Annotated in this window: 23 protein-coding genes; 13 read left to right on the top strand and 10 right to left on the bottom strand. The window is 71.8% G+C overall.

Features of this window, described 5'->3' with window-relative positions; all coding sequences use genetic code 11:
* Positions 1-6: 6 nt before the first annotated feature.
* A complete protein-coding gene (locus ABZZ38_RS10315; protein ID WP_356737784.1) occupies positions 7-897 on the bottom strand; it encodes a hypothetical protein in 891 nt (296 codons plus the stop codon).
* Between the two features lie 191 nt (positions 898-1,088).
* On the opposite strand from ABZZ38_RS10315, the gene ABZZ38_RS10320 reads away from it, so the two are divergent.
* Complete coding sequence (locus tag ABZZ38_RS10320; protein WP_356737786.1) at positions 1,089-2,417, top strand: flavin-dependent oxidoreductase; 1,329 nt, start codon at positions 1,089-1,091, stop codon at positions 2,415-2,417.
* Positions 2,390-3,298: a hypothetical protein gene (locus ABZZ38_RS10325; RefSeq protein WP_356737788.1), complete on the top strand. Its 909-nt coding sequence runs from the start codon at positions 2,390-2,392 to the stop codon at positions 3,296-3,298. The genes ABZZ38_RS10320 and ABZZ38_RS10325 overlap by 28 nt, the downstream gene beginning before the upstream one ends.
* Here the strand turns inward: ABZZ38_RS10325 and ABZZ38_RS10330 are convergent.
* A complete protein-coding gene (locus tag ABZZ38_RS10330) occupies positions 3,273-5,414 on the bottom strand; it encodes a hypothetical protein (protein ID WP_356737790.1) in 2,142 nt (713 codons plus the stop codon). The two genes, ABZZ38_RS10325 and ABZZ38_RS10330, sit on opposite strands and share 26 nt — an antisense overlap.
* A gap of 147 nt (positions 5,415-5,561) precedes the next feature.
* Between ABZZ38_RS10330 and ABZZ38_RS10335 the strand changes: the two genes are divergently transcribed.
* Together ABZZ38_RS10335 and ABZZ38_RS10340 are read left to right on the top strand one after the other, a co-directional pair.
* Positions 5,562-6,179, top strand: coding sequence for a hypothetical protein (locus ABZZ38_RS10335; protein WP_356737792.1), 618 nt, complete (start codon positions 5,562-5,564; stop codon positions 6,177-6,179).
* A 106-nt stretch (positions 6,180-6,285) separates the two neighbouring features.
* Positions 6,286-6,876, top strand: coding sequence for a TIGR03086 family metal-binding protein (locus tag ABZZ38_RS10340; protein ID WP_356737794.1), 591 nt, complete (start codon positions 6,286-6,288; stop codon positions 6,874-6,876).
* A 248-nt stretch (positions 6,877-7,124) separates the two neighbouring features.
* Here the strand turns inward: ABZZ38_RS10340 and ABZZ38_RS10345 are convergent, their stop codons facing one another.
* The 8 genes from ABZZ38_RS10345 to ABZZ38_RS10380 all read right to left on the bottom strand — a co-directional run bounded on the left by ABZZ38_RS10345 (position 7,125) and on the right by ABZZ38_RS10380 (position 14,532).
* Positions 7,125-8,474: a nucleobase:cation symporter-2 family protein gene (locus ABZZ38_RS10345; RefSeq protein WP_356737925.1), complete on the bottom strand. Its 1,350-nt coding sequence runs from the start codon at positions 8,472-8,474 to the stop codon at positions 7,125-7,127.
* A 392-nt stretch (positions 8,475-8,866) separates the two neighbouring features.
* Positions 8,867-10,252 carry an 8-oxoguanine deaminase gene (locus tag ABZZ38_RS10350; protein WP_356737796.1) on the bottom strand — a complete coding sequence of 462 codons (1,386 nt, stop codon included), beginning with the start codon at positions 10,250-10,252 and terminating at the stop codon, positions 8,867-8,869.
* A 77-nt stretch (positions 10,253-10,329) separates the two neighbouring features.
* Entirely contained in the window at positions 10,330-11,730 is a 1,401-nt protein-coding gene (locus ABZZ38_RS10355) for a nucleobase:cation symporter-2 family protein (protein ID WP_356737798.1), read from the bottom strand.
* A 168-nt stretch (positions 11,731-11,898) separates the two neighbouring features.
* Positions 11,899-12,822 (bottom strand): factor-independent urate hydroxylase, encoded by a 924-nt coding sequence (gene pucL / locus ABZZ38_RS10360; protein ID WP_356737800.1) that lies wholly within the window; start codon positions 12,820-12,822, stop codon positions 11,899-11,901.
* Between the two features lie 7 nt (positions 12,823-12,829).
* The gene (gene uraH / locus ABZZ38_RS10365; protein ID WP_356737802.1) at positions 12,830-13,219 is read right to left on the bottom strand and encodes a hydroxyisourate hydrolase; all 390 of its coding nucleotides are present in this window, start codon (positions 13,217-13,219) and stop codon (positions 12,830-12,832) included.
* The gene (uraD, locus tag ABZZ38_RS10370) at positions 13,216-13,731 is read right to left on the bottom strand and encodes a 2-oxo-4-hydroxy-4-carboxy-5-ureidoimidazoline decarboxylase (protein WP_356737804.1); all 516 of its coding nucleotides are present in this window, start codon (positions 13,729-13,731) and stop codon (positions 13,216-13,218) included. The genes uraH and uraD overlap by 4 nt, the downstream gene beginning before the upstream one ends.
* Positions 13,732-13,885: 154 nt before the next feature.
* Positions 13,886-14,263 (bottom strand): helix-turn-helix domain-containing protein, encoded by a 378-nt coding sequence (locus ABZZ38_RS10375; RefSeq protein WP_356737806.1) that lies wholly within the window; start codon positions 14,261-14,263, stop codon positions 13,886-13,888.
* Complete coding sequence (locus ABZZ38_RS10380; protein WP_356737808.1) at positions 14,260-14,532, bottom strand: hypothetical protein; 273 nt, start codon at positions 14,530-14,532, stop codon at positions 14,260-14,262. Before ABZZ38_RS10380 ends, ABZZ38_RS10375 begins: the two co-directional genes overlap by 4 nt.
* 177 nt (positions 14,533-14,709) lie before the next feature.
* Between ABZZ38_RS10380 and ABZZ38_RS10385 the strand changes: the two genes are divergently transcribed.
* The 9 genes from ABZZ38_RS10385 to ABZZ38_RS10425 all read left to right on the top strand — a co-directional run bounded on the left by ABZZ38_RS10385 (position 14,710) and on the right by ABZZ38_RS10425 (position 24,150).
* Positions 14,710-15,834, top strand: coding sequence for a lytic transglycosylase domain-containing protein (locus ABZZ38_RS10385; RefSeq protein WP_356737810.1), 1,125 nt, complete (start codon positions 14,710-14,712; stop codon positions 15,832-15,834).
* 54 nt (positions 15,835-15,888) lie between these two features.
* Positions 15,889-16,962, top strand: coding sequence for a sigma-70 family RNA polymerase sigma factor (locus tag ABZZ38_RS10390; RefSeq protein WP_356737811.1), 1,074 nt, complete (start codon positions 15,889-15,891; stop codon positions 16,960-16,962).
* A 157-nt stretch (positions 16,963-17,119) separates the two neighbouring features.
* On the top strand, positions 17,120-18,151 hold the full coding sequence (locus tag ABZZ38_RS10395; RefSeq protein WP_356737813.1) for an ABC transporter ATP-binding protein: 1,032 nt from the start codon (positions 17,120-17,122) through the stop codon (positions 18,149-18,151).
* On the top strand, positions 18,148-18,918 hold the full coding sequence (locus ABZZ38_RS10400; protein WP_356737815.1) for an ABC transporter permease: 771 nt from the start codon (positions 18,148-18,150) through the stop codon (positions 18,916-18,918). Before ABZZ38_RS10395 ends, ABZZ38_RS10400 begins: the two co-directional genes overlap by 4 nt.
* 3 nt (positions 18,919-18,921) lie before the next feature.
* Complete coding sequence (locus ABZZ38_RS10405; protein ID WP_356737817.1) at positions 18,922-19,725, top strand: ABC transporter permease; 804 nt, start codon at positions 18,922-18,924, stop codon at positions 19,723-19,725.
* 6 nt (positions 19,726-19,731) lie between these two features.
* Positions 19,732-20,976: an MCE family protein gene (locus ABZZ38_RS10410; RefSeq protein ID WP_356737819.1), complete on the top strand. Its 1,245-nt coding sequence runs from the start codon at positions 19,732-19,734 to the stop codon at positions 20,974-20,976.
* Positions 20,973-22,010: an MCE family protein gene (locus tag ABZZ38_RS10415; protein WP_356737821.1), complete on the top strand. Its 1,038-nt coding sequence runs from the start codon at positions 20,973-20,975 to the stop codon at positions 22,008-22,010. Before ABZZ38_RS10410 ends, ABZZ38_RS10415 begins: the two co-directional genes overlap by 4 nt.
* 20 nt (positions 22,011-22,030) lie before the next feature.
* Positions 22,031-23,011 carry an MCE family protein gene (locus tag ABZZ38_RS10420; protein ID WP_356737927.1) on the top strand — a complete coding sequence of 327 codons (981 nt, stop codon included), beginning with the start codon at positions 22,031-22,033 and terminating at the stop codon, positions 23,009-23,011.
* Entirely contained in the window at positions 23,008-24,150 is a 1,143-nt protein-coding gene (locus ABZZ38_RS10425) for an MCE family protein (protein ID WP_356737823.1), read from the top strand. The genes ABZZ38_RS10420 and ABZZ38_RS10425 overlap by 4 nt, the downstream gene beginning before the upstream one ends.
* Positions 24,151-24,155 lie beyond the last annotated feature (5 nt).

Raw genomic sequence — 24,155 nt, forward strand, 5'->3', positions numbered from 1 at the left:
CGGGCTTCAGGCCGAGGTCGGGGCCGTCGGGGTCGGGGCCTTCGACGGGGGGCCCGTGGACGACGGGGTGGCCGGTGCGACCGGGGAGACGCGAGTGATCGAAGCAACCGGAGTGACCGGTGCGGTCGCGGCGACCGGCGTGACCGGAGCGACCGGCGTGATCGCGGTGAAGACGGCCGAGGTGGAGTTCATCCTCAGCGCGGCGTAGGCGCGCTGGACTTCCTCGACCCGTACGGTGCGGGCGTCGGCGACCGCGGTCAGGTCACCGGCGCACTGCAGCTCCCACCGGGGGAACCGCCGGCGCACCCGAGCGACCCGCGCCCCGGGCGCGAAGTACAGCATGGTGGTGTTCTCGTGGGGGTTGTGCGCGGAGCCCTCGTACACCATCCCGCCCAGCGTCTCCATCCGGTCCGCCAGCGACGCGAGGGCGGCGGGCCGGGGCCGGTCCAGGAACAGCCCCACATGGTTCTCGAACCCATGGGCGCGTTCCTCGTCGACGACCTCCGGGCGGTATCCCGGACTGGACCGCGGAAAGAGGAATATCTCCACCTGCGGCCCCGTATTTTTTGTCACGCGCAGTCGCGTGACAAGTATTCGCACGTCGTCCGGCAGACCGTGGCGCTCGACGAGCCGGCGCTTGACCAGAACGCTGGGAATTACGTCCGCAGCGCGCCAGCCATTTTCCCGGAAGTACTCCATGGCTGATTGCTCGGAGGTTGGAAACAGGAGGGTCGCACAGTGCGACACCATGCACTGGCTCTTGATTTCCCGTTTCAGCGCGCCGGGCATCCAGGACGGAAGCAGCGTTTCCAAGGAGCTCTTGGACGCATGGTGCGCGTAGTCAACAGCATGCTGGAGGCGCTGGATGTCGCACGCGTCGAATGCCACGTGATTCATGTCGCAGCCTTTCTGTTGCCGACGACCAATTAAAAGCACGTCACACGTTAGGCGGCACCCCCTCTTAGGCCGTTCGGGTGATTCGTGCCGGACCTGCGGGGCAGTATCGGGCGTTTGCGTCGCCAGCGTTTGTGGCTTTTCGCTTCTCCCTGCATTTTTGATGAGGGACCCGTTCCGGAAGGCTGCTGAAAATGACGCCACACAGCGGAAAGAATTCTCTCCGGATTCTGATCGCGGGCGCCGGTATCGGCGGGCTGACAACCGCGCTCAGCCTCCATGCCGCGGGCCTGGACAACGTCGTGCTCATCGAGGCCTGCCCACGGCTGCGCGCCGTCGGCGCGGGCCTCAACCTCCAGCCCGCCGCCGTGCGGGAGCTGACCGAGCTGGGGCTGGGCGAGGAACTCGCCGCACAGGCGGTGGCCACGGCCCGGCTGGAGTACCACCACCGCCACGGCGGACTGATCTGGGCGGAGCCGCGGGGCCGGCGGGCCGGCTACCGCTGGCCCCAGTACTCGGTGCACCGGGCGCGCCTCCAGCGAATCCTGCTGCGGGAGGTGACCCGGCGTCTGGGCCCGGACGCCCTCATCACCGGCCGCCGCCTCACCGGGTACGAGCAGCACCGCGCCGGCGGGCGGCGATCCGTACGGGCGTACGTGGCCGGTGACCCGGCCCCGTACACCTGCGACCTGCTCATCGGAGCCGACGGCATCAACTCCGTCGTGCGCGCGGTCATGTACCCGCGGGAGGGGCCGCCGATCTGGAACGGCATCTGCATGTGGCGCGGGCTGAGCCACGCGCCGCCGTTCCTGGACGGGCGGACCATGGTCATCGTGGGCTGCAACTCCCGCGTGAAGGCCGTGGTCTACCCGGTGTCCCCGCCGGACGAGTCCGGCAGGTGCACCCTGAACTGGGTGGTGGAGACCCGGTCGGCCGCCGGCCGTTCCACGGTTCCGCCCGCCGACTGGGACTGCGCCGTGGGGCCCGGGAACGTCCTCCCGCACCTGGCCGGCTGGCGCATACCCTTCCTCGACCTGCACGCCACCATCGCGGCGGCACCGCGCGTGCTGCGGTACCCGATGATCGACCGCGACCCCCTGCCCGCCTGGGTCGCCGGGCGGGCCGTCCTGCTCGGCGACGCCGCCCACCCCCTGTACCCGACCGGTTCCAACGGCGCCTCGCAGGCCATCGTGGACGCGCGCGTCCTGGCCCACCAGCTCGCCCACCACGACGTGGACGAGGCACTGACCCGGTACGACCGGCTCCGGCGCCCGGAGACCGCACGACTGCTGACCGCGCACCGGCGGCTGGAGCCGGACCCGCTGCTCCATCAGGTGGAGATGCTTGCCCCGGACGGCTTCTCCGACATTCGCGACGTCCTGCCCGACCACAAGCTGGCCGACATCAGGGCCTGCACCCGCAAGGTCACGGGCGTGGACGCGGCGGGCCTCAACGCACGCTCCTCCTGGAGCGTCCCGGGACGAACGGTATCCGCATGCGCCTGGTCCACTCCGTCGGGCTGACGTCGGCCGCCCTGCTGCTCCTCGCGCTGCTCCCGACGGCCGGAGCACCGTCCCGCGCGGGCACCGACCCCCGGTACGGCCCGGACAGGGCGGCGGCCGGCCAGACCACCCGGTACGGCCCGGCGGCGCGGCTCGGGCACGGCCGGATCCGCGTCTTCACCCAGTACGCGGGCGACCGGCCCCGCGCCCTCGGCGTCGCCCTGACCGCGTCCGCCCTCACCGGACTGCCCACCGCGCCCACGGACGGGAAGCACTGCGTGGACGCCGACGGCGACGGACGCGTCCATCCGTCCCACGAGTGCGTCGGCGGCCACGGCCTGGAGCTGCCCCTCCCGGGCGCCCCCTCGGGGCCCGGGCTTCCCTTCCGGTGGGTGCTGTTCAACTGGAACCCGGAGGGTCACAGCCCGCACGGCCGGTACGACGTCCCCCACTTCGACGTGCACTTCTACCTCGTACCGCCCGAGGCGCGCGAGAGCATCCGCGTCGGCCGCTGTGCCCTGCTGATCGACTGCGGCCAGCTGTGGACCGCCGCCCGGCCGGTGCCCGCCGCCCACCTGCCGCCCGGTTACCCGGCCTCCAGCCCGGAGACGGCGGAAGGCGCGATGGGCGCCCACCTCGACAGCCGCCCCCCGACCGTCGGCACCCTGTCGGACCACACCTTCATCTACGGCGCCTTCGCGGGCGACCTCATCTTCATGGAACCCATGCTCACGAAGTCCTTCCTGGAACGGCAGCGCCACACACCCGGCCACCGCTCCTGCGCCCCCGTCCCCCAGCCCCGGACCTGGCGCACCCCGGGCTGGTACCCGACCCGCTACTGCATGGCGTACCGGCCGGGCCGGGACGACTACGCGGTCACGCTGACGGACTTCCGCCGCTGACGGACGTCCGGCGTACCGCCTTGGCCGCCCGGCCCGCCCGGCGGGCGACACGGCTGTCCGGGTGGCGGGCGTGCAGATCGTCCAGGATGACCACGGCGTACGCGTCGGCGGCGAGGGCGTCGATGAGCGCGGCGGGGCCGCCCGGCCAGGTGCCGGCGGCGGCGTCGAAGGCGTCGAGGAGCGCGGTGGGCGCGGGATCGGGGTCGCGGTCCTCGGTCGCGGCGTCGATCAACACCCGCATGTCCGCCTGCCAGTGACGGCGCAGGTCGTCGATGAGCAGCAGTGCGCGGGCGTTCGGCGGGACCGCGTCCAGTGGTGGTTCCTCGCCGCGTTCGAGGAGGAGGCGGTGGGCGTACCCGCCGATGACGGGGTCGGTGAGGGCGGCGCGGACCGGGGCCGTGGGGACTTCGGCGAGGGCGAGGTGCGCGAAGAGGGTGGCCGTGGAGCGGGAGGCCGCGGAGACGGCGGAGAGCAGCTCGCCCCACGCCGCGTCGGTGGAGCCGCGTTCGGCGGTCCAGGAGGTGAGGGTCGCGGCGGCGATGGCCGGGGGCCAGTGCTCGACCGCGTCGATGACGTCGTGCGCGTCCCAGGCGAGGGCGGTGTCCCGGTCGGGGGCGGCGACATGGGCCACGGTCAGCATGTGACGCAGGGCGGCCTCGCCGAGCGGGGTGAGGCCGTAGGCGTCGCCCGTGCGGAAGACGCAGCCCGTCCTTGTCAGCCGGTCGACGACGGTGGCCAGGGCGCGGGCGTGGCTGTCCAGTTCCTCGCGGTCCGCTTCGGTGAGGCCCGGGCGCAGGAGCAGGGAGGACAGTTCCTCCGGCGAGGGCGTCTCGTACGCGGGCGGTGCCGTGTCGGGGACGAGGACCGGGGCGTCCTCCAGCTCCGGGGGGAAGGGCCAGCCCGCGACGTCGGAGGCCTTGCGCGCGACGGATTCCGGGGTGCCGCCTCGTTCGTAGAGCGTGTACAGGACGTGGGCGGCGTCGAGGGCGTACTCGTCCCGGTCGGCGCCGGACCCCGCGCCACCGTCTTGCCCTTCACCGGCCGGGGCGGCGTCGGCGGCGACGCGTTCCACCGTGGCGGCCAGGATGTCGGCGGCCAGCTCGGTGAGCTCCTGCGGGGTTCCCTCGGCCCAGATGGTGGTGGCGGGACCGGGGAACCCGCACCGCTCGGCCAGTTCGCGCAGATCGTCCCCGGCGCCGGCGGCGAGCTCGGCGGGGAGCGGGGCGGCGTGGAGCAGGTCGCGGATCTCGTCCGGGGCCGGCAGCGAGGGCGGTGGGGGCAGGGGGATGGAGGAGTCGCCGTAGTAGTCGAGGTGCTCGCTCAGCAGGCGGTCCGCGAGGGCGACGTGCGGGAGGGACTCCGGGCCGGGTGCGAGCTCGGCGTACGGACCGGCCAGCGCCTCGCTGAGACCGGTGGCGGTCCAGCGGTCGGTCAGCTCGGCGGCGAGGCGTTCCAGTTCGTCGGGACCGGTGGTTTCGAGAGGTCGCCCGGGCAGGAGGGGGCCGGCGGGCGAGGCCGCCTCGGCGTCGTGGGTGGAGGCCGCGAGGAGCGCTTCGGTGATCAGTGCCCGGGCGGCGAAGGTGCGGGCGGCGAGGTCGGCGCGCGTCACCCCCGGCGGCAGCGGGCGCCGGTCGGCGTGCGGGGTGCGCGCGTAGGCGGCCAGCCAGTGCCGTACGGCTTCGGGATCGCCGGTGTCGACGCCGTCCTCGGTCAGCAGCGAGGCGTACCAGCGGGGCCACGTCAGGTTCCAGGTGTCGCGCATGGCGCGCTCGCACTCCGGCATGGCCTCCCGGACGGCGTCGAGCAGGCGGGCGTGGCGTTTGGCGTTCAGCCGGTTCACCGCCCGGACCCGGTCGGCCAGAGCGGTGAGCACGCCGGGCAGCGCGGCCAGTTCGTCCGGGGTCGCGTGGAGCAGCAAGGGGAGGTCCTCGTGCAGGACGCGGCGCACGAGCTGCGGCGTCGGCTCGGGTACGCCCGCGCGGCGGTCGGCGCCGCGCAGGGCCAGCAGGGTGAGGACGGCGTCGGTGGGGCGCGGCGGCAGGGTGGCGCCCTGTTCCGTCTCCGCCCAGCTGAGGAAGTCGTCGCGTCCGGTGTTCAGGGCAGTGGTACGGGTCACGCCGGGAGCGTATGGGGGTGTGGCGGGGTGGAAGGGCGTGGCGCGGGTTCTTGGCTCGAATGGGCGATCGGCGGATTGTCAGTGGCGTGCGCTTCACTGAATTCATCACTCTCCGTGACGACGACTGGGGGAATCGTGTCGGACCGTATGACGTATGTGACGCACGCCGGGCTGCGCAGGCGCGGGTGGACGGACGCGATGGTGCGGGATCTGCTCGGTGAGCCGGATGTGCAGGGGCGCGATCCGCGGCGGTGGTCGATCGCCCCGGTGCGGCTGTATCTGCTGGCGCGGGTGGAGGCGGTGGAGCGGGCGCCGGAGTTCGCCGACTGCTCCGGGGCGGCCGGTCCGGGTGCGGCGGTGGCGCGGGTGGCGGCGGAGAAGCGGCGGCAGGCGGTCCTGGCGGCGATCCGGGCCGAGCCGATCCGGGTGCCGATGCTGCCGCGGGCGGAGCTGGAGATGCGGGCCGTGCGGCACCGGCGGCTGACGGGCGGGGCGCCGGAGGGAGGTGGTGGGGGCTCGGGGTCGGGCCCGGAGCCGGAGTCGGGGGCGGACTCGGATGCGGAGCCGAGGGCGGCAGGCGCGTTGGCGCGGTGGCAGGTGGACTACCTGCTCCATGCGCTGGGGCGGTACGACGTGCTGCTGGACGGGCTGTTCGGGGCTGCCGGGCGGGCGGAGGCCGAGCGGTTGCTGCGGCGGCGGATCCATGAGGCGATCGCGCAGGCGTATCCGCGGCTGGCGGACGAATGCCGCAGGCGCATCCGGTGAAGAGGTGAGGAGCGGTGAGGGCGGGGAGCGCTTCGGTGAGGACGGGCCGTGCGGGGAGCGATGAGTTCCGCGGCTGCGGTCGGTCTCTCCTGGTATGGACGCACCCATGGACACAGCCACGCCCGACCTTCGACCCGCGACCGAGCGGGTGGCCACGTTGCTCGACGGCATCACCGACGACCTGCTCGACGCCCCGACCCCCTGCCCGGACTACGCCGTACGGGAGTTGCTCGGCCATCTCTCGGGGCTCTCCGTCGCCTTCCGGGACGCCGCGCGCAAGGACTTCGGGCCGACCACCGACACGAGCCCGGAGGCCGCCCTGCCGTCGCTGGACGACGGCTGGCGCACCACGCTTCCCCGGCTGCTCGACGAGCTCGCCGCCGCGTGGCGGGAGCCCGGGGCGTGGCAGGGCACCACCCGGGCGGGAGGGGTCACGCTGCCGGGCGAGGTGGCGGGCTTGGTCGCGCTGAACGAAGTCGTGCTCCACGGCTGGGACCTGGCCCGCGCCACGGGCCAGGGGTACGCCCCGGACGAGGCGTCGCTGAGGGTGTCGTACGCGCTGCTGGCCCCGACGGCAGACGCTACGCGGGAGGACGAGCCGTTCGGGCCTGCCGTCACGGTGCCGGACGGGGCTCCGCTGCTGGACCGCGTGATCGGGTTGAGCGGTCGCCGGCCCGACTGGCGTCCCGGCCGGTAGCGGCGCCCCCGGGGGCAGCGGCGCGCCCTGCTCTCGGGGGCGCTCTCCCGGGGCACGGCGAGATGCGTACCGCTGCTGCGCCGGCGGGGCCTTCGAGGGCGGATGATGCGCGTCGCCCGCGCGGGCGCGCACCGGCCGCCCCGCCGTGCCGGCCGCCCCAGCTGACCGCACAGCCGTCCCGACCGGTGATGGCGAGGGGCGCGTGCCGCACCTCTCGGTGCCGCACGCGCCCCGGCCGGCCCCGGTCGTCAGTGCACGGGGGCAGCCTTGGTGGCGTGGGAGCCGGAGATCTCCTCGCCCGGCTCCATGGGCGCCGTCACCTCGTCGTCGTCGCGGCGCGCGCCGAGGTGGTTGAAGACCAGGTTGAGCAGGACGGCGGCGACGCAGCCGGTGGAGATGCCGGAGTCCAGAATGATCTTCGCGGTCTCCGGGAAGGCGTGGTAGAACTCCGGCGCGGTGATCGGGATGATGCCGACGGCCAGGGAGACGGCCACGATCAGGACGTTGTTGTCCTTCTCCAGGCCGGCCTTGACCAGCGTCTGGATGCCGCTGGCGGCGACCGAGCCGAAGAGGACGACGCCCGCGCCGCCCAGCACCGGTCGCGGCACGACCGAGATGAGCGACGCCGCCACCGGCGAGAGGCCCATCAGGAGCAGGAAGCCACCGCCCGCCGCGACCACGAACCTGCTGCGGACGCGGGTCATGGCGACCAGGCCGATGTTCTGCGCGAAGGCGCTGCACATGAAGCCGTTGAAGAGCGGGCTGATCGCCGAGCCGAGGGTGTCGGCGCGCAGGCCGGCCGCGATGGTCTTCTCGTCGGCGGGCTTGTCGACGATCTCGCCGAGCGCCAGCATGTCGGCGGTCGACTCGGTCATCGACACGAGCATCACCACGCACATGGAGATGATCGCGGCGAGGGCGAACTGCGGGGCGCCGAAGTGGAAGGGGGTGGGGAATCCGACGATGTCCGCCTCGGTGACCGGGCTGAAGTCGGTGACGCCGAAGGGTATGGCGATGAGCGTGCCCAGGACGAGCCCGATCAGGACGGCGATCTGCTTGACGAAACCGCGGGTGAAGCGGCGCAGGACCAGGACCAGGACCAGGGTGATCGCCGCGAGGGCGAGGTAGGTGGTCGATCCGTAGTCGGACGCCTTGGGGTCGGGTCCCTGCGCCCAGCCGAAGGCGACGGGCAGGAGAGAGACACCTATCAGGGTGATGACGGTGCCGGTGACGACGGGCGGGAAGAAGCGGACGAGCTTGCTGAAGAACGGCGCGGCGATGAAACCGAGCACACCGGCGACGATGATCGCGCCGAAGATGATGGGGATGGCGTCGGCCTTGTCGTCGGTGGTGTCGACGATCGCGAGCATCGGTGCGACGCCGGCGAAGGTGACGCCGTTGACGAACGGCAGCCGCGCGCCGATCTTCCACACCCCGAGGGTCTGCAGGAAGGTGGCGAGGCCGGCGGTGAAGAGGCTGGCGCCGGTGAGGAAGGTCAGTTCGGTGCCGGAGAGCCCTACGGCGGCTCCGACGATCAGCGGCGGGGCCACCACGCCCGCGTACATCGCGGCCACGTGCTGCAGGCCGCTGGTGAACATCTTCAGGGGCGGGAGCGTCTCGTCGACCGGATGCTTTCGGTCTTCGGGCGCGGTTCCCGCGTCGGCGGCGTCTTCGGCGTTGCGAAACCTGGGCTTGGCGGCCACGGGGTTCCTCCGGTCGGTTACACGTGCTCAGGGACGTGGGTTTCAGGGAGGTGCTGGGTAGTGCGCCCGGGGGTGTCGTTGGGGGCCGACACGGGTCACCGTTCCGGGGGGTGCGGTACCGCTGTGGGTGCGCACCCCCCGGTCCGGCTGCCGCGAACCCCGCTCGGGTTCACGGCGACCGGTCGAGGGCCGTCCCCCTCGACCGGACTTCGTGGATCGCGCGCCCGGCCGGAGCCGGGTGGCGATGTCCGCCCGCGCCGTGGCGCGGGCGGCGTCGCGCGCCCGGGTCAGGCCTGGGCGGCGATACGGGCGAGGCGCTGGGCCTCGTCCCGGGTGGACCGTGCGATGGCGTCCTCGTCGACGGTCAGCAGGTGGTCGTTCTCGACGATCTGCTTGCCGTTGACGAAGGACGCGGTGACCGGGGCCGCCGCGCCGAAGACGAGGGCGGTCACCGGGTCGGCGATGGAGGCGTGCGCGAGGGTGTCCAGCTTCCACAGCACCAGGTCGGCCAGCTTGCCCGCCTCCAGGGAGCCGATCTGCGTGGCGCGGCCGAGGACCTGGGCACCGCCGTACGTACCGAGGCGCAGGGCCTGACGGGCGTTCAGGGCGGCCTCGCGGTGGGCGCCGAGGCGGTTGATCAGCAGCGCGTTGCGCAGTTCGGTGTGCAGCTCGCCCGACTCGTTGGAGGCGGTGCCGTCGACGCCGAGGCCGACGGGGACGCCGGCCTTGAGCATGTCCGGTACGCGGGCGATGCCGGCGGCGAGGCGGGCGTTGGACGACGGGCAGTGGGCGACACCCGTCTTCGTCCGGGCGAAGGCGGCGATGTCGGAGTCGTTCATGTGGACGCAGTGCGCCATCCACACGTCCTCACCGAGCCAGCCGGTCGACTCGAAGTAGTCGGTGGGCCCCATGCCGAACAGCTCCTTGCAGAACTGCTCCTCCTCCACGGTCTCCGAGCCGTGCGTGTGCAGGCGTACGCCGAGGCGGCGGGCCAGTTCGGCGCCCTGCTTGAGCAGCTCGGTGGAGACGGAGAACGGCGAGCAGGGCGCGACGGCGACCTGCGTCATGGCGTCGAAGGAGGCGTCGTGGTGCCTCTTGACGGTCTCCTCGGTGGCGGCGAGCGCGCCTTCGAGGGTCTCGACGGCGAAGTCCGGCGGCAGGCCGCCGTCCTTCTCGCTGCGGTCCATGGAGCCGCGGGCGAGGGTGAAGCGGACGCCCATCTCGGAGGCGGCCTTGATGATGGCGCCGGACAGGTCGCCGGAGCCCCGCGGGTAGACGTAGTGGTGGTCCATGGCGGTGGTGACGCCGCCGCGGGCCATCATGGCCAGGGAGCCCTGGGCCGCCGCGTACCCCATCCGCTCGTCGATGCGCGCCCACGTCGGGTAGAGGGCGACGAGCCAGTTGAAGAGGTTGTGGTCGGTGGCCAGGCCACGGGTGATCCACTGGTAGAAGTGGTGGTGGGTGTTGACCAGTCCCGGGGTGACGAGGTGGCCGGTGGCGTCGATGCGCCGTACGACGTTCTCCAGGCCCTCGGGGGCCTTGCCTGCTCCGACCGACTCGATCCTGTTGTCCGCGATGACGAGGTGACCCGAGGCGTACTCGGTGTCGTTGGCGTCTACGGTCGCGATCGCACAGTTCTCGATCACGATGCGCTGGGCTGCCGAAGGTGCCATGGTGCTTCCTTCTTCGTTCAATGGTGGCTGGGGGTCCCCCTGGACGGAGTCCTCGGAGGGGAGGGCACGGCAGGACCCTAGGAGGATTTGAGTGCCGGGGCCGTGTGGCGGCTCCGGGTGCCGAGATGGTGGAAGAACAGGTTGAGCAGGACCGCGACGAGCGCTCCGGCGCTGATCCCGGAGCCGAGCACGGTCTGTGCCCAGGCCGGGAACTCCGCGTAGAAGGTGGGTGCGGCGAGCGGGATGATGCCCGCGCCGAGCGCGACGGCGACCAGGATGATGTTGGAGCTGTCGTCCAGTCCGGCCTCGGAGAGCGTACGGATGCCGCTGACCGCGATCGAGCCGAACAGGACGATACCGGCGCCGCCGAGGACGGGCATCGGGACGAGCGAGACGACCGCGCCGAGCACGGGGAAGATCCCGAGGACCAGGAGCGCGCCGCCGGCGACCGCGACGACATACCGGCTGCGGACGCGGGTCAGGGAGACGACGCCGACGTTCTGGGCGAAGGCCGAGGTGGGGAACCCGCCGAAGACGGGGCCGATGAGGGTGGCGATGCCGTCCGTACGCAGACCACGGGTGATGGTCCTGCCGTCGGTGCGGCGTTCGCAGATCTCGCCGAGGGCGAGCATGCCGGCGCTGGACTCGGTCATCAGCACCAGCATCACGATGCACAGGGAGAGGATCGCGGCGGGCTGGAACTCGGGGGCGCCGAAGGCGAAGGGTGAGGGCAGCGCGGCGACCGGCGCCTCCCGCAGGGTGGAGAAGTCGGCCATGCCGAAGGGGATCGCGGCGAGCGTGCCGATGAACAGGCCCAGAAGGAGGGCGATCTGCTTGACGAAGCCCTTGCCGAAGCGCTGGAAGAGCAGGATCACGACCAGCGTGAAGGCGGCGAGCGCCAGGTACTTCATGGCGCCGAAGTCGGCGGCGTGCCGGTCCCCGCCCTGGGCCCAGCCCACCGGTACGGGCATCAGGGTCACCCCGATGAGGGTGATGACGACGCCGGTGACGAGCGGCGGGAAGAAGCGGAGCAGCCGGCCGAAGAAGGGGCCGACGGCGAGGCAGAACACTCCGGCGACCAGGACCGCGCCGTAGATGGCGGGCAGCTGGTGGCCGGGGGCGCTGGTCTCGGCGATGGCGAGCATCGGCGCGATACCGGCGGAGGACGCGGCGTTGACGAACGGCAGCCGGTTTCCGGCGATGGTGGCGACACCGATGGTCTGGAGGATGGTGGCGAGGCCGGCGATGAGCAGGCTCGCCGCGATCAGCCGGGTCATTCCGGCGGCGTCGAGGCCGACCGCCTGGCCGATGATGAGCGGAGGGGTGACGACGCCCGCGTACATGGCGGCGATGTGCTGGAGCGCGGCGGGGACGAGCCGCGAGAAGGGGAGTCTTTCGTCCACCGGGTGGCAGGGGACCTTCTCCGGTGGGGTGGAACACGGGCCTTCCGGTGCCGGCCCCGTTGCAGGCTGTGCCATTGCTTTCCCTCCGGTCCGGGTGCCGCCCCGCCGCCCGGCGTGGGGGGCGGGCGGGGCGGTCACTCGGCACCTTTTTCTGGCTCGTCCGGCTCCGGGGCGCTCAAGCCGGTGTCGAGGGTCGATCTCCGTTACGACACCGTCAGCGCCCCTTCACCTCGCTCGCCGGCGTCAGAGGTTGGTCATGTCGACCGGGATCTTCGGCTCGACGCCGTCCCGCAGGATCGTGGCCTCGATCAGGCCGTACGGGCGGTCCGCCGCGAAGTAGACCTCGTTGTCGTTCTTGAGCCCGAACGGCTCGAGGTCGACCAGGAAGTGGTGCTTGTTCGGCAGGGAGAAGCGCACCTCGTCGATCTCCGACCGGTTGTTGATGATGCGCGCGCCCATCTGGTACAGCGTCTGCTGCAGCGACAGGGAGTACGTCTCGGCGAAGGCCTGGAGCATGTGCTTCCTGACCTGGGCGTACGACTTCTCCCAGTTGGGCATCCGCTGCTCGTCGTCGGTCCAGTTGAACCGCCAGCGGCCGGAGACCTGGGTCGCGAGGATGCGGTCGTACGCCTCCTGGAGGGTGGTGTACTTGTCCTTGACGTACCCCCAGAACTCCGAGTTGGTGGAGTTCATGACGACCAGGTCTTTCAGGCCGGATATGACCTGCCAGTTCTCACCGTCGTAGGTGATCTCGCTGACGCGGGTCTCCTGGCCCTTGCGTACGAAGGAGTGCTTGACCTCGTCCGCGCCGATGAACTTGGAGTTGGCGTCGGAGGTCTCGATGCGCTCCCAGGCGTACTCCTCGATGCGGATGCGCGCCCGGTGGATCGGCTCCTGCGACGTCACGAAGTGACGGGCGAGGTGGATGCCGAACTGTTCGGCGGACTCGATGCCGTACTCCTTGGCGAACGCGTACACCGTGTTCTTGGTGGTGTCGGTCGGCAGGACGTTGGCGTTGGAGCCGGAGTAGTGCACCTCGTCCATGTCGCCGGAGAGGGCGACGGAGACGTTCAGGTCCTTGATGTGGTGGGTGTCGCCGTCCCGCGTGATCTTGACGACGCGGTTCTCTGCTTTGCCGTACTGGTTCTGGCCGAGAATCGTGGGCATGTGTCTGCTAGCTCCCTCGGTAAACGGAGTAGCCGAACGGGTTGAGCAGCAGCGGTACGTGGTAGTGCTCGCCCGGTACGACGGCGAACGTGATCGCCACCTCCGGGAAGAACGCGCCGCTGTCCCTTACGCGGGGGGCGTCCTGCTGCGCCTCGGCTTGCTTCTTGTCGAAATACGCCTCGGTCTCGAAGTCGAGGCGTACGTGGGTGGTGCCTTCCGGCAGGGCCGGAAGGTCCTTGCAGCGCCCGTCCGCGTCGGTCGCCGAGCCGCCGAGCGCCACCCACTCCGCGCCGGACCCGCCGCGGGCCGACAGGGAGATGGCGACGCCCTCGGCGGGGCGGCCGATGCTGGTGTCCAGGATGTGCGTGGACACCGATGCGGTGGTTTCGGTGCTCATGCGGCGCTCTCTTCCTCTACGAGACGGGTCAGCCGGATGCGGTTGATCTTGCCCAGTTCGGCGCGGACGATCTCCCGCTCCCGCTCGGGCGAGTTGCCGATCCGCTCGCGGACCGCGTCACGCATCTGCTCACCGGTCCTGCCGGTCGCGCAGATCAGGAAGACATGGCCGAACTTCTCCTGGTAGGCCAGGTTCAGCTCGAGCATCTCGGCCTTGAGCGCCTCGGAGGCGCCGGCCATCCCGCTCTGTTCGCGGGAGGAGGTCGGGTCACCGGGCTTCGGGCGGCCGATCGGCGGGTGGCCGGCCATCGCCTGGGCCAGGTCCTCGTCGGTCAGCTCGGCCATGGCGGCGTCACTGGCGAGAAGCAGGGCTTCGGTGGTGGCATACGGGCGCTGGGCGAGCAGCTTGCTCCCCCACGCCGAGCTGGCGCACACCTCGTGCAGGGCGGCGAGCGCGTCGCTGTCCGCGGAGGTGTTGAACCGGGCGAGGCCCGGCGTCGAACTCGAAGTCACGGGAGCCTCCGTGGCTGTTTTTCACTGTGCTTGGACGGGCTGCGGATAGCTAACGCCCTTCGCCAACGCCCCGTCAACACTTTGTTGAAACTTCGGTGTCAGAAAAGCCGCCGTCCCGACATCCGGACGGCGGCCGACTGCGCAGCGTGCTCGGCTACTCACCCTTAGCGGCGTTTTCCCTGTTCAGGTAGTTGTACACGGTGAACCGGCTGACCCCCAGCGCGCCCGCGACGGTCTCGACGCCATGGCGGACGGAGAAGGCACCGCGTGCCTCCAGAGTCCGGACGACGGCCTGCTTGGTCTTCCGGTCCAGCTCGGCCAGCGGCATGCCGTGCCGGCGCTCCATCGCCGCCAGAATGTGGTCCAGCGAGTCCGCGAGCTGTGGCAGCCGTACGGCGACGACGTCCTCGCCCTCCCAGGCGAGGACCACGTCGTCGGCCGTGGCCTGCTCCGGCGCCAGCATCCGGGCGCCCATCGCGTCCACCAGCGGCTTGACCGCGGCGACCAGGGGGTGATCCCTCGGCTCGGTCACTTCTCGTCCCCCCCGGCCTGCCCGGTCTCACCGATCACGTTGACCTGCAGCGAGACCCGGGTGGCGCCCGCGCCCAGAGCCCGGCGCAGCAGGGCGTCGACCGCGGTGAGCACCGCGTCCGCCCCGCCTTCGGCCGTATTGCCGAACGGGCCGACGTCCACGGCGTCCAGGTCGGCCGCCTGGATGACCTCACGGGCCACCACCGCGTGGGCCGGCGCCTCGTCCAGGTCGAACGGCTCTGTCGTGAACTCCACTCTCAGTCGCTGCATGCCCCCCACGGTAAGGCCGGGCGCGGGATGACCCGCCGCCCGGGGCGGAAATTGCGGTGACCGCGCGCGACGGACCGGTGCCCCCGCCCCGTAGAGCCGATGACAGGAGTCGTGCAGGAGCCGTAGCGGCAGGCACCGGCAGGAATCAGCAGTAATCGGCAGGGAGGGGCGTACGTCATGCGAGCAGCGCACAGGGGCAGGGCGGTCCGGGGAACGGTGGTCGCGGCGGCGGCGATGGCGGCGCTGACCGCGTCGCAGGCGCCGGGGGCGCCGGCTTCGGCCGCCGCCGCGTCGGGGGGTCCGGCCGCCGCGCCGGGGACGGGCGTCTCCGGCGACTCCGTGTACCGCACGGAGCTGCCGCCGCTGCGGACACCGGCCGGGACGGAGAAGGGCCGCCGCACGCCGTCGGAGGGCCGGGCCGCGACCGGCGGTGGCGGCGCGCTCCCGGCGACCGTGTTCGCGGCGTACCGGCGGGCGGAGCGGGAGCTGGCGGAGAGCGCGCCCGGCTGCGGCTTGCGGTGGCAGCTGCTGGCGGCGATCGGCCAGGTGGAGTCGGGACACGCGCGCGGCGGCCGGGTGGGCGCGGACGGCACGACCCTGACGCCGATCCTCGGGCCGCGCCTGGACGGGAACGGTTTCGCGCTGATCAGGGACACGGACGGCGGCGCGTACGACGGGGACGCGGTGTACGACCGGGCGGTCGGCCCGATGCAGTTCATCCCGTCGACGTGGGCGGTCTGGGGCGCCGACGGCAACGGCGACGGGGCCGCCGACCCCGGCAACGTCCACGACGCGGCGCTCGCGGCGGGCCGGTACCTGTGCGCGGGCGGGCGGGACCTGTCCGACCCGTACGGCCTCGATCGCGCGATCCTCGGCTACAACCACTCGACCGCCTATCTGCGGACGGTCAGGGCGTGGTTCGCGTACTTCCTGGAAGGGCACCGGGTGGTTCCGGACACGGCGCCGGGTACCCCCGGTGAGGCGGCGGCGCGGCCGGAGCGGCCGGCCCCCAGGGCTTCCGGCAAGGCGGCCGGCCCGGGTGACGGTGGGCGACGCGGCGCTCCGTCCTCCCCCGTGCCGTCGCGCGAACCGGCGCCCTCGTCCACGCCTTCCCGGCCGGCCTCGCCGTCACCGTCACCGTCGTCCGCCTCGCCGACGCGGCCGGGGGGCGGGGCGGGCCTGCCGTCGGAGCCTGTGCTTCCGGTTCCGGGCGCGGAGGTCGTCCTGCCTGGTGGGCCCGTGGGCAACGGTAAGGACTCGATGGTTCCCGCCCCCTCCACAACTCCGGATACCGGGCGGTAATGTCGCGTCCCGCCGGGCGGCAGGGACCGGCGGTGTGAGCGCGAAGGGGCCCTCATGGCTACGGACGTGTCCGATGACCGGTGGCAGCGGGCGTGGAGCCACCGCGAGCAGCTGCTCAAGGTGGCCCGCCGCAGGTCCATGAGCCCGGAGGACGCCGAGGACGCCGTGCACGAGGCCATGCTGCGCGCCGCCGAGCACCCGCACCTCGACGACGAACGGCTGGGCGCCTGGCTCACCACCGTCACCATGCGGCTGTGCGTCGACCGGTACCGGCAGGTCCACCGCGAGGCCGAGGTGCGCCGCAGCCCGACGCTGATCGCGCCCGGCCCCGCACCGGTCGACGAGGTGGTGTGCGACCGCGCCGAGGCGAAGTGGCTGGCCGTGCGGAGCGGGGAACTGCCCGCCCGGCAGGCCGAGGCGCTCCGGCTGAAGTCCGAGGACCTGGACGTCGGCCAGGTCGCCGTGAAGATGGGCCTGAGCTACCGGACGGTCGAGTCGCTGCTCGCCCGGGCGCGGCGTACGCTGCGCAACTCGCTCGCGGGCACGCTGGCGCTGGTCCTGTGGCTGTGCGGGCGCGGCCGGCCGCGCGGGGTCGGCAACGCGCAGGTGATCGCCGCGGCGTCCACGGCGGCCACCCTCGCCGTCGCGGGGTTGGTGGTGCCGTACGCCCATGACCGCGCCCAGGACCGGCCCGCGTCGTCGCCGGTGACGTCGGAGGTGGTCACGTCGCCGCCGGCCACGTCCGGGATGGCGGACGTCCGCCCCGCCGCGCGGCCCGGCCCGCTGCCGTCGTCCACCCGGGCCGCCCGGGAGGGGGCCGTGCCGGTCACGCCGGACGCGCCCGCGGCGTCCCCGTCCGCGCCGCCGCTACCGGTGGCGGTCCCGGAGGTCGGGGAGCTTCCGGCGGTCCCGGAGGTCCCGGTGCTCCCGGAGGTCCCGCCCCTTCCGGTCACGCCTCCACCGGCCCCGCTGGACGTCCCGGATGTTCCCGGTATCCGTGACGTTCCCGGTGTGCCGGATGTCGCCGGTGCGCAGGATGGCCCGGGCGTCCCGGTTGTGCCAACGTCGGAGCCGTCCCTTCCCACCGTCGAGGAGCTCGCGTCCGGCAAGGCGTCGCCGGCCCCCTGACCGCGGGTCCTCCGGCCGCGGGCCTCGCCCCGCCCGCACCGGACGGACCGCCCGGCCCCTCGGTCGCGAAAAAAATTCGGGTTTCGGCGCGACGGACGCGCCGCCCCTCCCCGTAGAGCAGATGTCGGAGCTGCTCACGGGCTGAAGGGTGAACCGGATGGGTGTCGAGATCTGTGTGGAGGGGCTGACCAAGTCCTTCGGTCACCAGGTCATCTGGCAGGACGTCTCACTGACACTGCCCGCCGGGGAGATCTCGGTCATGCTCGGCCCGTCGGGCACGGGCAAGTCGGTGTTCCTCAAGACGCTCGTCGGGCTGCTGAAGCCCGACCGGGGGTCGATCGTGATCGCGGGCCGCGACATCACCGAGCTGCGCGAACACGACCTGTACGAGGTGCGCAAGCTCTTCGGCGTCCTCTTCCAGGACGGCGCGCTGTTCGGGTCGATGAATCTGTACGACAACATCGCCTTCCCGCTGCGTGAGCACACGCGCAAGCCGGAGAGCGAGGTCCGGCGGATCGTCCTCGAGAAGATGGACATGGTCGGGCTCATCGGCGCCGAGGGGAAGCTGCCCGGCGAGATATCCGGCGGCATGCGCAAACGGGCCGGCCTGGCGCGGGCCCTGGTCCTCGATCCCGAGATCATCCTGTTCGACGAGCCGGACTCCGGCCTCGATCCGGTACGCGTGGCCTACCTCAACCAGCTGATCGTCGACCTCAACGCCCAGATCGACGCGACGTTCCTGATCGTCACGCACGACATCGCCTCCGCCCGCCAGGTCCCGGACAACATCGGGCTGCTGTTCCGCCGCGAACTGGTCATGTTCGGCCCCCGCGAGAAGCTGCTGACCAGTGATGAACCGGTCGTGCGGCAGTTTCTGAACGGCCGGATGCAGGGGCCGATCGGCATGGCGGAGGAGAAGGACGCCGCCCAGGTCGCGCAGGAGCTGGCCGAGCTCGACGACCACCCCGGAGCAGCGCCCGTCACGCCCCGCCTGCTACCGACCGCCGGGATCACCCGCCCGCCCCGCTGGCAGGCGATCGCCGAGCGCGAGGCGGCAACTGAGGCGGAACGCGCTGCCGAGCCGGGGGCGGAAGGCGCCACCGGCCCGGAGGCGGAACGCGCCGCCGAGGCAGATGCGGAAGCTGAGGCCGGGCGCGCGGCCGAACCCGAGAAGGGGCCGCGCGCATGAGCCTCTCCCCTCTCGGCGCCCTGCGGCACTCGGGCAGCCTGTTCGCGATGGCCCTGGACGTCCTGCGGACGCTCCCCCGGCGGCCCTTCCAGGTGCGGGAGTTCATCCAGCAGGCCTGGTTCATCGCGAGCGTCACCATCCTGCCGACCGCGCTCGTGTCCATCCCGTTCGGTGCCGTCATCGCCCTCCAGATCGGCAGCCTGACCCGGCAACTGGGCGCCCAGTCGTTCTCGGGCGCCGCGTCCGTCCTGGCCGTGCTGCGTGAGGCGTCGCCGATCGTCACCGCGCTGCTGATCGCGGGTGCGGGCGGCACCGCGATCTGCGCGGACCTGGGGGCACGCAAGATCCGCGAGGAGATCGACGCGATGCAGGTGCTGGGCATCGACCCGATCCACCGTCTCGTCGTCCCGCGCGTCCTCGCCTCCATGCTGGTGGCCGTCCTCCTCAACGGGCTGGTCTCGGTGGTCGGTGTCGCCGGCGGCTACTTCTTCAACGTGGTGCTGCAGAACGGCACCCCCGGCGCGTATCTCGCCTCCTTCACCTCCCTCGCCCAGATCTCCGACCTGTGGGCGGCCGAGCTGAAAGCCCTGGTCTTCGGCGCGATCTCGGCGATCGTCGCCTCGTACAAGGGGCTGACGGCGAAGGGCGGCCCGAAGGGCGTCGGCGATGCCGTGAACCAGTCCGTGGTGATCACCTTCATGTTGCTGTTCGTGACGAACTTCGTGATGACCGCCGTGTACTTCCAGATCGTTCCGCAGAGGGGTTGACGCATGGCTCTGTCGCACCGCCTGGAGGAGCTGGGCGCCCAACTCGTCTTCTACGGCCGCTCCCTGGCCTGGACCGGCCGCTCCCTGCGCCGCTACAAGAAGGAGATCCTGCGGCTGCTCGCCGAGGTGAGCTTCGGCCGGGGCGCGCTCGCCGTGGTCGGCGGCACGGTCGGCGTCATCGCGTTCCTGTCCTTCTTCACCGGCACGGAGGTCGGCCTCCAGGGGTACGCGGCGCTCAACCAGCTCGGCACGTCCAACTTCGTGGCGTTCCTCTCCGCGTACTTCAACACCCGTGAGATCGCCCCGCTGGTGGCCGGGCTCGCGCTGTCCGCGACCGTCGGGGCCGGGTTCACCGCCCAGCTCGGCGCGATGCGGATCAGCGAGGAGACCGACGCGCTGGAGGTGATGGGCGTCCCCTCGCTGCCGTTCCTGGTCACGACCCGGATGATCGCCGGATTCGTGGCGGTGATCCCGTTGTACGTGGTCGGGCTGCTGTCCTCGTACTTCGCCGCCCGGACCATCACCACCGGCTACTACGGCCAGTCGGCGGGCACGTACGACCACTACTTCCAGCAGTACCTGCCACCGGTGGACGTGCTGTGGTCCTTCGGCAAGGTGATCGTCTTCGCCGTCGTGATCATCCTGGTGCACTGCTACTACGGCTACTACGCGAGCGGCGGCCCGGCCGGTGTCGGTGTCGCGGTGGGCCGGGGCGTGCGGACCTCCATCGTGGCCATCAACGTCCTGGACTTCTTCCTCAGCCTGGCCATCTGGGGTGCCAGCACGACCGTACGGATTGCGGGGTAGGGGCCGATGCGTACGCCTGTGAAACTGCGCCTGTACGGGGTCGTCTTCCTCGCCGTCCTGGCCCTGCTGCTGTCGCTGTCCGTCGCCGTCTACCAGCAGGTGTTCACATCCGTCGTACGGATCACGCTGGAGGCCGGGACGCTCGGCAACCAGCTGGAGCCGCGGGCCGACGTGAAGCTGCGCGGGCTGCTGGTCGGCGAGGTGCGCGAGGTGCGGGCCGACGGCGAGAAGGCCACCCTCGACATCGCGCTGAAACCGGAGCACGTCGCCCGCATCCCGGCCGACGTACGGGCCCGGCTGCTGCCCAAGACGCTGTTCGGCGAGAAGTACGTCGACCTCGTCGCCCCTCCCGGCTCGACGGCACGGCACATCCGCGCCGGGGACGTCATCACCCAGGACCGCACCAAGGTCGGCATGGAGGTGCAGCAGCTGATGAACGACCTGCTGCCGCTCCTGCGGACGGTGAAGCCCGCCGAACTCAACGCCACGCTCTCCGCGTTCGCCACCGCGCTCGAAGGGCGCGGCGACCGGATCGGCGACAACCTCGTGCGGGTCGAGAGCTACCTGAGCCGGCTGAACCCGCACATGCCGTCCATCAAGGAGAACATCTCCCGGTTCGCCGACGTGGCCGAGGTGTACGGGGACGCCGCACCCGACCTGATGAAGATCCTGCGCAACACCCTCACCACCAGCCGCACCCTCGTCGAGAAGCAGGACCGGCTGGCCGCCCTGTTCACCTCCACGGCGACCGTCGCGGGCACCGCCGGGGCGTACCTGGACGAGAACGGCGAGCGGCTGATCACCCTGGGCCGTGTCTCCCGCCCCACGCTGGCGCTGTTCGCCCGGTACGCGCCGGAGTACCCGTGCCTGCTCGAAGGCCTGGTGAGGCAGGAGGCGGCGGCGGAAGAGACCTTCAGAGGCGGAAAGATGCGCATCACCCTGGAAATCGTCCGCTCGCGCCCCGGTTACGAGCCGGGCGAGGAGCCGCAGTACGCGGATCGCTCAGGCCCGAACTGCAGAGGGCTCCCCGGCCCCGGTGTCCCGGCCGGTCACACCAAGTTGGACGACGGCACGCGGGACGTGACGGCCGGCGGGACGACCGCGCACCAGTCGTCCGCCACGGCGGCCGAGCAGCGTGCCGTGAGCTCGCTCGTCGCGCCCGTCATGGGCGTACCGGCCGACGAGGTGCCGGCGGTGGCGACGCTGCTGTTCGGCCCGATGGCCCGGGGAACGGCGGTGAGCGTCGCATGAGCCGTACGAAGAGCGCACGCGGCACGGCGGCACCGCTGATCAAGTTCGGTGTCTTCGCGGTGGTGACGGTCCTCGCGACCACCCTGCTGGCGGCCACCATCGTCAGCATCTCGTTCACTCCGGAACACACGTACAAGGCCGTCTTCAGCGACGTCACCAGCCTGGAGGAGGGCGACGACATCCGAGTGGCGGGCGTGCGGGTCGGCGAGGTCGAGGACATCGCCATCAAGGACCGCACACTGGCGGAGGTGACCTTCACCGTCACCCACGACCGTCCGCTGCTGAGCAGCACCGGCGCCGTCATCCGCTACCGCAGCCTCGTCGGGCAGCGCTACATCGCGCTGACGGAAGGCGCGGGCGACGGCACCCGGCTCCCGCCCGGCGGAACGATCCCGCTGTCCCGAACGCAGCCGGCGCTCGACCTGAACGCGCTGCTCAACGGATTCAAGCCGCTGTTCGCCGCCCTCAGCCCGAAGGACGTCAACCAGCTCGCCACCGAGATCATCAAGACCCTTCAGGGCGAGGGCGGCACGGTCAACAGCCTCCTCGCGCACACCGCCTCGCTCACCACCACGCTCGCCGACCGGGACCGGCTCATCGGCTCGGTGATCGACAACCTCAACACGGTGCTGGCGACGCTCGACCGGCGCGGCGCCCGCTTCTCGGGGCTGATCCAGCAGCTCCAGCGGGTGATCTCCGGGCTGTCGGCCGACCGCAAACCCATCGGGGAGTCGCTGGTGAACATCAACAACCTGACGGAGGCCACCTCCGGCCTGCTGGAGGACGCCCGGCCGCCGCTGAAGGCCGACATCGCCGAGCTCACCGAGCTCACCGGAACGCTGAACAAGAACGAGAAAACCGTGGAGGGCGTGCTGAAGCGGCTGCCGAACAAGCTCAACAAGCTGACGAGGACCGCCTCGTACGGCTCCTGGTTCAACTTCTACCTCTGCGACTTCGACGGCCGGATCGTGCTGCCGAGGACGGAGAAGGTCATCACCCCCGAACTCCACGTCGCCCGGGCGAGGTGCGCATGAAACGCCGCACGAGGTCCCGGATGATCCCGTTCCGCGACCGCAACCCGGTCCCCATCGGGGCCGCCGGTCTCACCGCGCTCGCGCTGCTGACCGCCGCCGCGTTCAACGCCGACAGCCTCCCGCTGATCGGCGGTGGCGAGACCTACAGCGCCGCGTTCTCGGAAGCCGGCGGGCTCAAGCCAGGCGACGAGGTACGGATCGCCGGGGTGAAGGTCGGGAAGGTCGACGAGGTGGACCTGGACGGCGACCACGTCAAGGTGGTCTTCCGGGTCAAGGGCGAGCCCGCCTTCGGTACGAGGACGGGCGCGGCCATCCGCATCAAGACGATCCTGGGCGCCAAGTACCTGGCGCTGGAGCCGAAGGGGCCGGGGCAGCTGGAGCCGGGCAGCGAGATCCCGCTGAACCGGACGACACCGGCGTACGACGTCGTGGCGGCCTTCAGCGACCTGACCACGACGACCGAACAGGTCGACACCGAACAGCTCGCGACGGCCCTGGACACCATCTCCACCACCTTCAAGGACTCCCCCGCCGAGGTGCGGGCATCCCTCGAGGGCCTGTCGCGGATCTCCCGTACGGTCGCCTCCCGCGACCGGGCGCTGCGGGAACTCCTCGGCCACGCCAAGGGAGTCAGCGGGGTGCTCGCCGCGCGCTCGGGCGAGTTCTCGAAGCTGGTCGAGGACGGCGACGCGCTCTTCACGGAGATCGCGGCCCGCCGGGCGGCGATCCACGCGCTGCTCAAGAGCTCGGCCGCGCTCGGGATCCAGCTGTCCGGCCTGGTCAGGGACAACGAGAAGGAGATCGGACCGGCGCTCAAGGGCCTGAACACGGTGGTGGCGATGCTCGAACGCAACCAGGCGAGTCTCGACCGCTCCATCAAGCTGATGGCGCCCTACGTCCGCCTTTTCACCAACACCCTCGGCAACGGCCGCTGGTTCGACAGCTACATCCAGAACATGGTCGCCGCACCGGTGGTCCCGCGCACGGGAGGTACGTCATGAAGGCACCGGGCAGGAAGGCGCGCCGCGCGCTGGCCTCGGTCGTCGCCCTCGCGGTCGTCGCCACGGGCGCCGTGGTGCTGTGGCCGGCGGACGACCCCGTACGCGTCACCGCCTACTTCCCGCGCACGGTCGGCATCTACCCCGGCTCGGACGTCCGGGTGCTGGGCGTGCGGATCGGTGAGGTCAAGGAGATCACCCCGCGGGGGCAGCGGGTGCGGGTGACGCTGGAGTACGACGCCGGGCGCAAGGTCCCCGCCGGGGCCCGCGCGGCAATCATCAACTCCTCGGTGGTCAGCGACCGTTACGTCCAGCTGCTTCCGGTGTACCGGAGCGGCCCGGCGCTGCGCGACGGCGATGTGATCCCGGAGGCGAGGACGGCGGTGCCGGTCGAGCTGGACCGGGTCTTCGACAGCCTGCACACGACGGCGGAGGCGCTCGGCCCGCGCGGCGCGAACGAGGACGGGTCGCTGTCCCGGCTGCTGGGCGTGAGCGCCGACAACCTCGAAGGGCAGGGCACCAAGCTCCACCGGACGGTGGAGGACCTGTCCCTGGCGGTGACGACGCTGTCCGACGGGCGGCAGGACCTGTTCGGGACGGTCCGCAACCTCCAGGTGTTCACGGCCGCGCTGGCGGCCGACGACAAGAGCGTCCGGTCCTTCAACGACAGCCTGGCGAAGGTCGCCGACCAGCTCGCCGGGGAGCGCAAGGACCTGGCGGCGGCGCTGCGGCACCTGGGTGTGGCGCTGGCGGACGTGTCCGAGTTCGTACGGAAGAACAAGAAGTCCCTGACGTCGAACGTGGAGGGGCTCGCCAAGGTCACCAAAGTGCTGGTGACGCAGCGGGCCGCCCTCGCGGAGGTGCTGGAGGTGGCGCCGACCGGCCTGTCGAACCTCCAGAACGCCTACAACCCGTCCTCCGGGACCCTCGACACCCGCGACAACCCCGACCGGCCGCAGGACCCGGCCTCCCTGCTGTGCTCGCTGCTCAGCACTGCGGGAGAGGCGAAGGCGGCGGACTGCGAGGAGCTCAGGAAGCTGTTCGACTCCCTCCCGGACCCGGGGTCGCTGCCCGCCGCGCCGGTCGCCGGGACCGGCCCGGTCGACCGGACGCTGGGCGGAATCCTGGAGGCGGACGCGTGAACGCA

This window comes from Streptomyces sp. NPDC006368 (genome assembly GCF_040612535.1).
GTDB lineage: Bacteria > Actinomycetota > Actinomycetes > Streptomycetales > Streptomycetaceae > Streptomyces.